Source organism: Dethiosulfatarculus sandiegensis (genome assembly GCF_000931935.2).
GTDB lineage: Bacteria > Desulfobacterota > Desulfarculia > Desulfarculales > Desulfarculaceae > Dethiosulfatarculus > Dethiosulfatarculus sandiegensis.
This window is the reverse complement of the sequence record NZ_AZAC01000032.1, coordinates 26,914-40,016: the sequence shown is the minus strand read 5'-3', so window position 1 is coordinate 40,016 and position 13,103 is coordinate 26,914. Positions and strand designations below refer to the sequence as shown.

9 protein-coding genes and 1 pseudogene are annotated in these 13,103 nt (G+C 49.7%); 6 read left to right on the top strand and 4 right to left on the bottom strand.

From position 1 onward, the window contains the following. Both X474_RS17155 and X474_RS17150 read left to right on the top strand, forming a co-directional pair. A pseudogene (locus tag X474_RS17155) lies at nucleotides 1-1,077 on the top strand (IS3 family transposase). Nucleotides 1,078-1,241: 164 nt separating this feature from the next. After that, nucleotides 1,242-1,655 carry a hypothetical protein gene (locus X474_RS17150; RefSeq protein WP_044350639.1) on the top strand — a complete coding sequence of 138 codons (414 nt, stop codon included), beginning with the start codon at nucleotides 1,242-1,244 and terminating at the stop codon, nucleotides 1,653-1,655. Between the two features lie 1,325 nt (nucleotides 1,656-2,980). On the opposite strand, the gene X474_RS17140 is transcribed toward X474_RS17150, so the two are convergent. Beyond that, entirely contained in the window at nucleotides 2,981-4,306 is a 1,326-nt protein-coding gene (locus X474_RS17140; RefSeq protein ID WP_044350636.1) for an acetyl ornithine aminotransferase family protein, read from the bottom strand. A 201-nt stretch (nucleotides 4,307-4,507) separates the two neighbouring features. On the opposite strand from X474_RS17140, the gene X474_RS17135 reads away from it, so the two are divergent. Beyond that, nucleotides 4,508-5,611, top strand: a complete 1,104-nt coding sequence (locus tag X474_RS17135) for a putative NPN-dependent ornithine cyclodeaminase (RefSeq protein ID WP_044350635.1) — start codon at nucleotides 4,508-4,510, stop codon at nucleotides 5,609-5,611. Nucleotides 5,612-5,663: 52 nt separating this feature from the next. Here the strand turns inward: X474_RS17135 and X474_RS17130 are convergent, their stop codons facing one another. The 3 genes from X474_RS17130 to X474_RS17115 form a co-directional block, all read right to left on the bottom strand. Then, nucleotides 5,664-6,134, bottom strand: a complete 471-nt coding sequence (locus tag X474_RS17130; RefSeq protein WP_044350634.1) for a GNAT family N-acetyltransferase — start codon at nucleotides 6,132-6,134, stop codon at nucleotides 5,664-5,666. A 443-nt stretch (nucleotides 6,135-6,577) separates the two neighbouring features. After that, nucleotides 6,578-7,516 carry a carbamate kinase gene (locus X474_RS17120; RefSeq protein WP_044350632.1) on the bottom strand — a complete coding sequence of 313 codons (939 nt, stop codon included), beginning with the start codon at nucleotides 7,514-7,516 and terminating at the stop codon, nucleotides 6,578-6,580. Between the two features lie 2 nt (nucleotides 7,517-7,518). After that, nucleotides 7,519-8,853, bottom strand: a complete 1,335-nt coding sequence (locus X474_RS17115; RefSeq protein WP_044350631.1) for a cyclic 2,3-diphosphoglycerate synthase — start codon at nucleotides 8,851-8,853, stop codon at nucleotides 7,519-7,521. Between the two features lie 583 nt (nucleotides 8,854-9,436). Here X474_RS17115 and X474_RS17110 point away from each other — a divergent pair. The 3 genes from X474_RS17110 (at nucleotide 9,437) to X474_RS17100 (ending at nucleotide 13,103) form a co-directional block, all read left to right on the top strand. Next, nucleotides 9,437-10,444: a response regulator transcription factor gene (locus X474_RS17110; RefSeq protein ID WP_082464457.1), complete on the top strand. Its 1,008-nt coding sequence runs from the start codon at nucleotides 9,437-9,439 to the stop codon at nucleotides 10,442-10,444. 654 nt (nucleotides 10,445-11,098) lie between these two features. Further along, on the top strand, nucleotides 11,099-11,875 hold the full coding sequence (locus X474_RS17105; protein WP_044350630.1) for an IclR family transcriptional regulator: 777 nt from the start codon (nucleotides 11,099-11,101) through the stop codon (nucleotides 11,873-11,875). Nucleotides 11,876-12,299: 424 nt separating this feature from the next. Next, nucleotides 12,300-13,103 carry an ABC transporter ATP-binding protein gene (locus X474_RS17100; protein ID WP_044350629.1) on the top strand — a complete coding sequence of 268 codons (804 nt, stop codon included), beginning with the start codon at nucleotides 12,300-12,302 and terminating at the stop codon, nucleotides 13,101-13,103.

The window sequence follows — 13,103 nt, the reverse complement described above, 5'->3', positions numbered from 1 at the left end:
ATGCAAATGGCCAAACGTAAAACCCACAGCGCCTCTTTCAAGGCCAAGGTGGCACTTGAAGCGATTAGGGGCGAGATGACGATCGCCGAGTTGGCGTCACGTTACGAGGTCCACCCCTCCATGATCACCAAGTGGAAAAAGCAGGCCATGGACGGGTATGGCCGGCACCTTTGCCAAGGGGGGCCGCAGCCCCCGGCAAGACGACCAGGAAGCCCGTATAAAGGAGTTGCACGCCAAAATCGGCGAACTGACCGTGGAGAGGGATTTTTTAGCCAAGGCCTTCGGACGTTGAGCCGCGCTCGGAGGTTGGACACGATAACTCCCAAACACCGCCGGCTCATCATCACCCGCCAGTGCGCCCTGATGCGGGTGTCCCGTTCATCGTTCTATTATCACGGCAAGGGGGAATCGCCGCTAAACCTGAAGCTGATGCGCTTGATAGACGAGCAGTGGCTGAAAGCCCCATTTTTCGGCAGCCGCCGGATGAGGAAGATGGGTTTGGAGGCTGTGTATCCCCGGCCCAAAACCACCAGGCCACACCCGAAACACCCGGTCTATCCGCACCTGCCGAGAGGGCTCGCTATTGACCGACCCAACCAGGTCTGAGCCGCCGACATCACCTTTTTGCCGATGCCCAGGGGCTTCATGCACTTGCTGGCCGTCATGGATTGGCATACCCGCAAGATCCTCTCCTGGCGCTTGTCAAACACCCTGGAGACTGATTTTTGCCTGGCCGCCGTGGAGGACGCCATCAGGGATTACGGAACGCCTGACATCTTCAACACAGATCAGGGAAGCCAATTCACCTCTCTTGCCTTCACGGGGCTTCTGAAAGAACACGACATCAAGATATCCATGGATGGCAAGGGGGCCTGGAGGGACAATGTTTTCATCGAGCGACTGTGGTGGTCGCTCAAGTACGAGTGCGTATACATCAACGAATATGCAAATCCCTGCTCGCTGAGAAAGGGGTTGGCGACATGGATTGCTTTCTATAATTCCGAAAGACCTCATTCCTCACTGGAAGACCACACCCCGGATGAGGCATACTTTCGGGCAATGCCAAAGGCGGCTTAAAAATGACTGGCCAAGTCAACCTTATTTTCGCCGTCTACCTGTCTTAAAAATGGGGGACACCGTTGTCGGAAGCGCTGATTTGATTTCTAGAACAATAGACCTTACAGCTAGTCGACCACGTTATGTCTATTACTGGCTACAAGCTAGTATGGGAAGTGATAAAAATGGCAACTCTTGCTTCAGAAGATTTTCGGCTCAATATTTCTCTTAGATGGGAAAAAAACGAGGGCGTTATTTACGATTTAGTCTTTACTTGGCAAGATCTGCCTATCATAAACGAAGATGTGCTTAAGAGGATCAATGGCTGGTGGGTCAAGGGGCCAAAACATGGCTTCTTCTTTAGTGAATACGCAGAGCTTCGTCCTGTCCAATTTTTCAAGCAAATGCTTGATGCGACTGAGACAGACTATCTGGAACCGATAGATCCTAACCTCAGGATTACTATTCACCTCCTACATGCCTTTGAGGAGGAGCGCTCTCACGTTCTCTGGGAAGCTGAACACATCAAGCAGGAAAGGCGCAATCGGGAACAGCGAAAAAAAATTTGGGTAAATTACCGGATGATTTATTTGAAATAGTATTCTCTGTGGATACATATAATTTCAAAGAATGTTCTGCCTACTCTAGAGATGGCGTGTCATTCAATTTTCTTGTTTATCGTACAGAGTTGGAGCAATTCGTAGATTCTCTTGAAACAGAGCGTCGGCAGATTATAGAAAGATCCTCAACTCATCACTGAATGAGAAAGCTTTGCCAGACCGGGTTGTTGATATGAAGTGTCCCGTAACAAGTGGAAAGGGCAAGGCTTTATGGATTGGCTTCCGACTCCGGCTGTGCTTCAACCTTTGCCGGACGTGCCGAAGGGCAGGTCATTCCCCCTCCGAATCAGAAGCCATATTTATTTTATTTGAGAAGGCAGAAGTCAAGCATGAAATTAATGATACCCCAGTATCTGAGTTTTCCCTAGCAGCGTCCTTTAAAAAGGCCGTAACAAACAGGCGGCGGCTGCGGATCATAGACAACGTGCCGAACGGGGCTATTATGGGGATTGGCGGGAAAGGGCTAGCAGGCAGGAGACAGGTTTTGTCCAGTACGCAGGCCGAGAGAAACTCAAGGTAAAGAGGACTTGAGGTGTAGTGTTCAAGGAGCCCGTTTGAGCGCTGCAGGGCGATCTTTAGGGAAGCTATTGCTGTTTGGGCCATCGAGGCCCAACTAGCCTCCCTGTTTGCTAAATGCGTGCCGTGGATGCAGGCACGAGATAACCGAGGAAAAATGCCCATAACCAAGTTACTACAAAGCATATGGCAAAGGTATCGGGACAGATTTTTTCGCCCGGCTCCTGCGAGGAGATGCTATACGATTTACATGATGCACGATTTGAAGGTGCCGCCGGAATCGCTGTTGCCCTCGGAGAAACATGGCGGCAATTTTGGGGGCAAGACTGAGCCTCGTGATTAGACTTTTGAAGTCCTCCCGAATCTGTGAACACCTTAAAAAGCATGATATGAATTGCTTGGAGGTGTTAACTAAGCAGGAATCGCAGACGTTATAGCCGGGAATTCACCATAGAAGCGGTATCACTGGTAACTGGGGAGTACTTGGCATTTCCCGGAAAAATGGAACTAAAACCGCAGGATGAAACATTGGCCCGCCTCAGAATGGAGTTGGATATCGCCCGTCAGGAGCGTGTTATATAAAAAAAGGCCATCGGCATTTGTTCACGGCCCCACCCCAAAAAAAAAGAAGCTTCAGTTTAGCGGGAATTATAAAAAGAAATTCCAGATCAGGCTTATGTATCTAATATTGGCGGCGGCGCCCGGAACACCTTTGCAGGCAAACTAAAAGGCGGCCGCCCCCTTTGGGACGGCCGCCTTGAAGATAGATGGAATTCTTGATTAAGGTGCTAGCCCGCCACTTCCTTGATGACTTCGTCCAAGATATTGAGGCAGGTGTCGATTTCTTCTGAACTCACCACCAAGCCGGGGCAGAAGCGGATGGTGTTTTCTCCGCAGCCCAAAAGCAACAGCCCTTTTTCAAAGGCCTTTTGCACAATGGCATTGCGCCAGTCGGACCCGCGCTCCTTGGTGTGGCGGTCTTTTACGATTTCGGCGCCGACCATAAGGCCCAGGCCCCGCACATCGCCTATGCACTCCCTTTGTTTCTGCATCTCAAACAGGCCCTTTTTGAGATGCTCGCCTTGCTTGGCCGCGTTTTCCATCAGTTCGTTCTGCAAGAGGTCAATGGTGGCCACGGCCGCGGCGCAGGCCACGGGATTGCCGCCAAAGGTGGAGGCATGGCTGCCCGCCTCCCAGTCCATGATCTCGGTGGGAGCCACTATGGCGCCCAAGGGAAGCCCCGAGGCAATGCCCTTGGCCATGGCGATGATATCCGGAACCACGCCCGCATGTTCAACCGCATACATCTTGCCTGTGCGGCCCATGCCCGACTGAACTTCGTCCGCAACCAGAAGGATGCCGTATTTCTTGGTGAGCTTCCTGAGCGCCTCCAGGTAGCCCTTGGGAGGAACCACATAACCTCCCTCGCCCTGGACAGGCTCCACAAAGATGGCTCCTATCTGGTCCGGGCTCATGGTGGTGCGGAAGAGGTTTTCCTCGATCCAGCGCACACACTCCAGCTCACAGGCCGGATAGGTGAGGTTATAGGGGCAGCGGTAGCAATAGGCATAGGGAATGTGGGTTATGCCCGGTACGAAGGGGTGATAGTGTTTTTTCTGAATGGATTTGCTGGCAGTGAGGGAAAGCGCCCCCATGGTGCGCCCGTGAAAGGCTCCATAAAAGGCTATGTTAAGTTCCCTTCTGGTGTGCCAGCGGGCCAGTTTGAAGCTGGCCTCCACTGCCTCGGCCCCGGAGTTACAGAAAAACGCCTTTTTGGGTTTGTCTCCAGGGGCCAGGGTGGCCAGTTTCTGAGCCAGGTCGATCTGGGGCTCATAGTAAAAATCAGTGCCCGACATGTGCAGCAAACGGCCAGCCTGATTACGAATGGCTTCAACCACCTTGGGATGGCAATGCCCTGTGGTGGTCACCGCAATGCCTGCGGTAAAGTCCAGAAAGCGGTTGCCGTCCACATCCTGGATCACCAGCCCCTGGGCCTTGTCCACCACCAGAGGATAGGCGCGGGTATAGGATGGGGAAACAAAAGCTTTATCTGCTTTGATCTGTTCGCTTGCCTTGGGTCCCGGAAGAACTGTCTGGATATGAGGTGCCTTCATAATCAACTCCTTGGCCGTTGTGAGTCCTAGTATGTGTTATATTTGTCCTTATTATTGATTGGAATGTCAAGGGCTCAGATTGAATACATTGTCAATTGTGCTTAAACCGGCATAATTAAAAAGCGGACTTCGAAAGGTCCATGACAATAGACCTAATAGGCGCCCTGAAAAACAAAAGCCTTCTCGAAGGGGGAAAGTGACATGAACTTTAAACTGCCAGACTTTTATCCGCCTGATTTTAACAAAGCAAACCTGAAAAACGCCCCTATTGCCAGGTTTGAAGAGGTTATTAAGCCGGGTGTGGCGCCGGATAATTTCCATGCCACCAGTATTTTCCCCGAATACCTGAAACTGGCTTCGGACAACTGGACTCTGCTCACCGAATCCCGCATGGATTGCGTGGTGGTTAAAAAATCGGACAACACCCTGGAAGTCAGGGAGTTCAGATCGCTCATGCCCGGTGACATGGTCGCCGTGGGGCGCACCGAAAGGGGCGAAGACGGTATTTTCGTCTATACCGAAGGCTTTAAGGTTCCGGACGAGAGCGAAGAGTTGTTTGCCTTCCGCACCCAGGTAACCAGGGAATCCTCCTTTTCCATAGATTATGATCAACTTTATCAACTGCTTGATTATGAACGCAAAAACGGATTCGTGGTCTGGGTGTTGGGCCCTGCCGTGGTCTTTGACGCAGACGCCAGGGAAGCCATGGTGGATCTGGTGGACAAGGGCTATGTGCACGCACTTTTAGCCGGCAACGCCCTGGCCACCCACGACCTGGAGGGATCTGTCTTTTCAACTGCCCTGGGCCTTGAGATTTACAGTAAAAAATCCGTTCATTTAGGCCATTATCACCACCTGGAGACGATTAATAAAATAAGGCGGGTCGGTTCCATAGAAAAGGCCGTTGAAACGGGCTTGATCACAGACGGGCTCATGAAAAAGGCGGTTGAGAAGAAGGTTCCCTTTGTTCTGGCCGGCTCCATAAGGGATGACGGTCCCTTGCCCGAGGTTGTGGCCGATGTTTACCAGGCTCAAGATAAGATGCGCTCTTTGGTGCGTAAAGGCACCACTATCATGACCCTTGCCACACAGCTCCATACCATTGCCACCGGCAATATGGCCCCTTCCTATCAGGTTGATAAAAAAGGACAGGTGAGACCGGTTTATTTATACAACGTGGATATGAGCGAATTTGCCGCCAGCAAGCTGGCCAACCGGGGATCATTGTCTGCCAGCGCCATTTTGACCAATGTGCAGGATTTTGTGGTCACAGTTGCCAGAGGCGTGGCAAAGCTAAGGAAATAATCGGGTTTTTATCGAAAACGGCCCTGGCCCCTTTGGGGGGAGGGCCGTTTTTTTATGGCCTTTGAGCTTGAGCCACCGGTCTGACCAGGGTCTGCACGGCCAAGCCGGCGGGGTTCAGGCCGCTATGGGAATGAAATATAAAACCGTGTTTCCGGTAGAGGCCGAGGGCTGCCTCAGCCTGCCCGGGCCCCGGCGCAAAGGTAACCACTTTAACCGGTCTGGTTCGGCTTAAAAGATCCAGGCCGCCTTTCAGCAGAAGATCTCCCACTCCCTGTCTCTGCCGGGCTTTGGCAACCGCCAGCCAGGCGATTTCATTTTCAGAAGGGTCGACCACCACTCCCCCGGCCAAGGCGTTTTCCGGTTCCGGGCTCTTGGCTGAAAGGGCGGTTCCCTTGTCAAATGCTTGCCTTAAGGCATCAGAAAAATTTGGGTCATCGACCATGGGGCCAAAAAGCGGTTCAACTTCCCCGGCAAGCAGTAGCCAGTCTTTTATCTCTGTGAGGGTTGGCTTTACAAGCTTCATTTGTCGTTAGTTTCCTGACGTTACGCAATGGAGGAATTATTCCCTGTTACCCATCGGTTTTCCTGGGTATTTATGGGTGGTTTTATCTGTTTATGTACCGAGAATCAAATCAGTCCTGCCAGTGGGCATACTTGATCATGATGTTTTACGATTTGTCTTTCTTCGCCTATGGGCAAATAGTCGTGCGTTGCGATAAAAGAGTGATTGTTTAATAAATAATCAAACAGCAAAAGCATCTGTAAGGTAATGTTTATCAGAATTACCAATTACCAACTAAGGTAAATTTTTGAGAGCGCTTTTCTGCTGTCTTGAAATCAGGCCTTTGTTTGTTTTTAAAGAACAGGCACCATGAAAAAAGTGTGATCTTGCAGGGGCCGCCACGCACTCCAGGCCCTTGGTAGGTTGTTTCGGGCCACTGGAGCCCGACGGCCAGTGGATAGATCTTAAAGGCTGAAATGAGTTCCAGCTTTTTGATCAAGCGCTTTTGTGATCTCATCTGTTGAGCAGATAAAGGTCCTTTGGCCGCCGTTTTCCAGAACCTTTATGCATGCCTCGACCTTGGGCCCCATACTACCCGGGGGAAACTGCCCTGTTTTCAGGTAGTCATAGGCTTCTTTCTTGCTGACCTCATCCAGGAAGCGCTCCTTGGGCGTGCCGTAATCCAGGGCCAGTCCGGGCACGTCCGTGGCAATGCAAAAAATATCAACGCCTACATCTTCAGCCAGTTTGGCGCTGGCCAGGTCTTTGTCTATCACCGCATCCACTCCAGCGAATCCCCTGCCTTCCCGCACTACGGGAATGCCTCCGCCCCCGCAGCAGATCACAATGAAACCATTGCGGATAAGGGTTTTGATTTCTCTTTTTTCAACAATTGTAATGGGCTTGGGTGAGGCCACCACTCGACGGGGGCCTTTGGCTGTCTGGGTTACCGGATAATCTGCGCGTTTAACCTGTTCTGGAGTCAAAACCGGGCCGATTGGCTTGGTGGGGTTTTTAAAGGCCGAATCGTTTTCATCCACAACCACATAACTTAAGAGGCTCACCAGAGAACTCTTGAGATCTACACCCAATCGGGTCAGCTCACCGTCCAAGGTTGATTCAATCATGTAACCCAACCAGCCTTGGGTCTGGGCCACCAGGATTTCCAAGGGGTGGTGACTCAGTTCAGGCAGGGCTTCCTGGCGCAGTAACAGGTCCCCAACCTGGGGGCCGTTGCCATGGGTGATGATCAGGCGGTATTGGCGGGAAAGCCGGGCTATTTGCTGCATGGGCTCCCGCAGATTGGCAAACTGTTCGCTTAAAGTGCCTTTTTGGCCTTTTTTGATCAGGGCGTTACCGCCCAAGGCCACCAATAGTACTTTTTTGGGGGAATCCGGGGTCATTTTCATCCTTGTTTTGAGAAAAGATCCGGCAATGTTTCTCTCATAACCTCTTCAAGGGTGGGTTCGCCTGCGTCCTGGTATTCATAGCGCACCCGCATGGCCGGTTTGTTAAGGGAAAGAACCCTGGTCAGCTGAATCGGAGTGGCAAAAAGCACCAGATCACACTCGGCCAGGGTAATGGTTTTTTCCAGATCCTCTATCTGACCGGCACTGTAACCCAGGGCAGGGGTGACCGGCCCCATGTGGGGGTAATCACAGAAAGCCTGTTTTATGGAACCTTGGGCAAAAGGCCTGGGATCCACTATCTCGGCTGCCCCATGGGCACTGGCCGCGGCCAGCCCGGCTCCGTGGGCCATGCCGCCATGAGTGAGGGTGGGGCCGTCTTCAACAACCAGAACCCTCTTGCCGGTGATCAGGCTCGGGTCACGGACCAGAAAAGGGCTCTTGGCCAGAATAATTCGGGCCTTAGGCGCAGCCTGAAGGATGTTTTGCCTAACCTGCTCCACATTTTTTGCATCAGCGGTGTCTATTTTGTTAATGATGGCGGCCTGGGCCATTATCAGGTTGGTCTCTCCCGGATAATAGTTAAGTTCATGCCCAGGGCGGTGGGGGTCCAAGAGCACTACATGCATATCCGGCCTGTAAAAGGGCGTGTCGTTATTCCCTCCGTCCCAGACAATCACATCGGCTTCCTTCTCCGCCGCCAAGAGGATTTCCCCATAATCCACACCGGCAAAGACCGTTATCCCGGCCTCGATAAGAGGTTCATACTCTTCCTGTTCTTCTATGGTGCAGTTATGGGTTTTCAAATCTTCCAGGCAGGAAAACCTCTGCATAACCTGTTTCAAGAGGTCACCATAGGGCATGGGATGCCGCACCGCCACCACTTTCCTGCCTTGTTTTTTTAATATCTTACAAACCTTCCGCGTGGTCTGGGACTTGCCGCAGCCTGTACGCACTGCGCAGACCGCCACCACCGGTTTGCTGGACTTGAGCATGGTGTAGGTGGCTCCGATCAGAATGAAGTCCGCTCCATGGGCCATGGCCAAAGATGCCTTGTGCATCACCTCAATATGGGGCAGATCGCTGTATGACATGGCTACCAGGTCAACCTTGTGGCCTTTTATCAGAGAGACCAACTCCTCTTCCGGGTGGATCGGCACGCCCTGAGGATAAAGCTTGCCGGAGAGTTCCGGTGGATAGGTGCGGTTTTCTATGGCTGGAATTTGTGCCGCGGTGAAGGCGATCACCCGGTAACGTGGGTTGTCCTTGAAATACACGTTGAAATTGTGAAAATCACGGCCCGCCGCGCCCATGATGATGACCTTTTCAACCATTTCCCCTCCTTTTTAAAAAGAGTTCGGCAAGTAACAGGCCGTCCAAAAGGCCGTGGCCCTTTAAGGCCTTTGATTGGTATCAAAAGGTTTTCCATTGAACTATTTCCAATTAAGGCCTGTTTTGCAAGGTCAACCCGCGCATAATTGGTTCCACTTGTTTAATTGTCCTTTATTTTTAAGATAAAAGACAAATAGTAAGAATTTTAAGAGGAACGGGAGTAAGGGTGCCGAATGGCCGGTAAGGCCGGAATAATTGCCTGCCCACCATAGGCCCACATAGTGCCTTTGGTGAATCCGTAAACAGCTTTTAGTACTGTCCCGTAAAGGTGAGATGTCTGAGCTTAAATCCGGCTGCGGCGGGGTTTCTTGTGTGTTTGCTTCTCAAACAGGCTATTTATCATTTTTTAATAACTGCTCACTCTTTTACTTCTGGATCCCGGTTTTACTCATGGCTTAAAAAACTTTTATTTTACAGCGAGTTTTTGAACGTAATAAGGCCTTATCTGTCATGTAATTCGATATATTGAGTTTCAAATTTAAAAAATGATACTGTCTTCTAATTTGTCTTTTTTAAAATATATTATTGTACTCCCTGTTTATTTTATATATAAATTATAAAATTGAACATGTAAATTTCTTTGAAAGTAACGGTGAAGTTGGTTTGAATGTCACAATATTGCTAGTTGATGATCATGAGTTGTTTCGCTTTGGCCTGAAGTCGGCCCTTGAGTATATTAATGGCTTTAAGGTGGTGGGTGAAGCGGCGGATGGTCGCAGTGCAGTCAAATTGGCACTGGAAATTAAACCCTCCATAGTGCTTATGGATATAAGTATGCCAAATATGAACGGCATAGATGCCACTAGGGAAATAGTTAAAAATAACAGTAAGATATCTGTAATAGGTTTGTCGATGCATTCAGACCCCGGACAGGTGGAGCAGATGTTCAGAAACGGGGCCAAAGGCTATATTCTGAAAGACTGCTCTTTTTCCGAGTTTGAAAAATGTATAAAAAATGTAGCCCAAGGATATACATATCTTTGTCCTAAATTACTTGAAGTAGTAGATAGTAAAGTAATAGGTATAGGCAGCGGGGATTTACCTGGTAATAAAAAGGTTGAATTGACGCCTAGGGAGAAAGAAGTACTTAGACTTATAACCGATGGTAAAACCAATAACCAAATTGCCGAGACCCTTATTGTGGCAGTTAAGACAGTTGACACCCATCGCAAAAAGATAATGGATAAACTGGGCATCAGAACTGTTGCCGGTTTAACCAAATATGCCTTGCGCGAGGGGCTGACTTGTCTGGAAACTACTGAGCAGATAAATGAATCAGACAGTAAAGAAATCGGTAAAACTAAGGACTCTTTGCATAATACTAAAAAAGTAAAATTAACTCCCAGGGAAAGGGAAGTTCTGCAACTTATAGCTGAGGGCAACACCAATAAACAGATTGCAGAGGCGCTCATTGTGAGTGTTAAAACAGTGGAAACCCACCGCGGTAAAATAATGGATAAGTTGGGCATCAGAAGCGTGGCCGGTTTAACCAAATATGCCTTGGGCAAGGGGCTCACCAGCCTCGAGTTCTGATTTTTTCCTTAATTATCACCATAAAAAGTAGAATGAATTAAATTCACAGGCATTTTTTTGTGCTCTACGGTTTATTTTCTGTAGAAATCAGTACTTTCCCGGATAGGACCTAAGCATGGAAACATCTATAGTGCTCGCAGGGCTTGGATGATGGAAATTGGTTCGAGGGGGCCAAGCTTTTAAGCCCAGGACCTAGGTAATGAAAAGGAATCAGGCGGACGCCGCTTTTGTTTGTGCGCATTATCCACCATTTGGGGCAGGCTGGTGGGGGGTGTCGCCTAAACGGATGCGGCGTCTTCCTTTATCCGAGGTTTTATTGCCAAGAGACCCGCTTTTGAGCAATGAACGTCTCTCGCCAAATTTCGCCGGTCTTCAGAATTCCCACTTTGGTCTTTTTTGTGCCAAAGTGGGATTTTTATAGCGTTTCATCGAAAAATCGTTGTTTTGCTCGTGCCCAAGTTAGTTTTTGTTCTAGACCTATTATGGGATGCGTAGCATTTTGGGCCGGTTAATGTTCCTAATTTTCTTGACAGGGCAATGGACTTTTTGCTATTTTCCTCCAAGGGAAATATGATTTCTCTCAGAGGAACAAATAGCCTAGTCAGAAACATAACCATTCACACGGCGTTAACAGCCTGTAAACAAAGAGGTTACTTGGCCCCAACCAGCAAAAAACACTATTCCGAGACCCTGGAAAAAGGGCTCAGAATTCTGCATCTCTTTAACGAGGCTCACAACGGCTTCAGCCTGACCGAGATATCCAAAAGGACAGGCATAAATAAGACTTCTGTCTACCGCTATGTAAATACCTACGAAGATTTGGGATATCTCAGAAAAGACCCCAGAACCAAGATGATCCGCTTGGGGCCTCGCACCACGGCCCTGGCTCATGCCTTTTTACAGGGTTCGGATCTGGTGGAGTGTGTCAAACCCCTGGTGGACGAGGCGCACCTGCGTTACGGCGCCCACGTGGATGTGGGGCTTTTACATGGCCAATGCATCTATTTGGTTTATCGCAGGGAATCAAAGGAAACCATGGCGTTTAGGCACTTTACCAAGGCCAGAAAAATGCACTACCTGGCAACCGGCAAGGCTGCCTTTGCCTTTTTACCAAGGGAAAAACAAGAAGAACTCTTGGCTGAGATGACCCTGGATAAAAAAACCGGACGCACCATCACAGATAAGGCCGAGCTTTTGGCCGAGCTGGCCCTTACCAGGAAAAGAGGTTATTCCCTTAACAATGAAGAGTATATACCCGGGCTGATAGCCCTGGGCGCGCCCTTGAAAAGCCCGCATTCCAACCAGATTTTAGGCGGGCTGAGCTTTGATTTTTCAACTTCGATAATTTCATTGCCGCAAATGGAGAAAAAATACGCCAAGATCGTAGTGGAACTGGCAAAGACAGTCTCCGCTGTAATACCAAAAACTTGATTAAACAATAAAACAAAACAATTGGGCTGCAAAAGTGCCCGTTAATCATTTATATGGTCACGGGCGGGGGCTGGGTGAAATCGTACAAGTTTAATAATTTTTTTATGTTAGTAGGGGGTCTGAGTCTCTCCGCCAAGCGGGCCATGAACAGACCGGCACGATGTTTTCGCCTTTTTAGGGGGCGCAGGTGAAGGCCCCTGACGCAGACTTGAAAAGCAAGCGAAAGGATCGGGTTGCCGAGTTCATTTTCAGCAACCTCACAGTTTGAAAAGGCAAGTATGGCTTTTTAAACGCTCTGTTGGATATGATATCAAGCAAAAACCCCTTATTTGCGAAAAAAAAGGTTGGGGAGCCTTAAAAGCGGAATCAGCTAAGGAGTAATAGTGCCTGAAAACCATTATCAATATACTGGACAGATGAAACCATGAGCGGCCCGGAGCAAAACAAAAACCTTGCAACAGGCCCGCTGCTCAAGGTGGAAGGGCTGGAAAAGCGTTTTGGCGGGCTGCTGGCGCTTTCGGATTATTCGGTTGAGATCGCCCCTGGTGAACTTATGGGGCTCATTGGCCCCAACGGAGCGGGCAAGACCACTGTCTTTAACCTGCTTTCCGGGGTGCTTTGCCCCTCAGGTGGTTCCATCTGCTTTTGCGGAAAGGACATAACAGGCCAAAGGCCGGATCAAAACGCCTTCTCCGGCATTTCGCGCACGTTTCAGAATATACGCCTTTTCAATGATCTGAGCGTTCTGGATAACATAAAGACCGCCTTTCACATGCATTCGGGCAAAGGCCTTTTCAAAACTCTTTTCAATCTGGCCGGTTACAAGGCATCAGAAAAGGAGATGACTGAAAAGGCCTTGGAGTATCTGGAAATTTTAAACCTGCTCGAGCACAGGCACACCCCGGCCGGGAACTTGCCTTATGGCCTTATGCGCAAGGTGGAAATAGCTCGGGCATTGGCGGCCCGGCCCAAGCTTTTACTGTTGGATGAGCCGGCGGCCGGAATGAACCCCCATGAAACCGAAGAACTCACCGGAATAATTAATTTGATCCACGGTAAATTCGGCCTGACCATCTTCCTGGTGGAGCACGACATGAAGGTTATCATGGGAATCTGTGAGCGGATTCAGGTGATAAACCAGGGCAGTGTGCTGACACAGGGCAGCCCCCAAGAAGTGCGGAACAATCCGGAGGTCATTAAGGCCTACCTTGGCTCTTCCACGGACTGA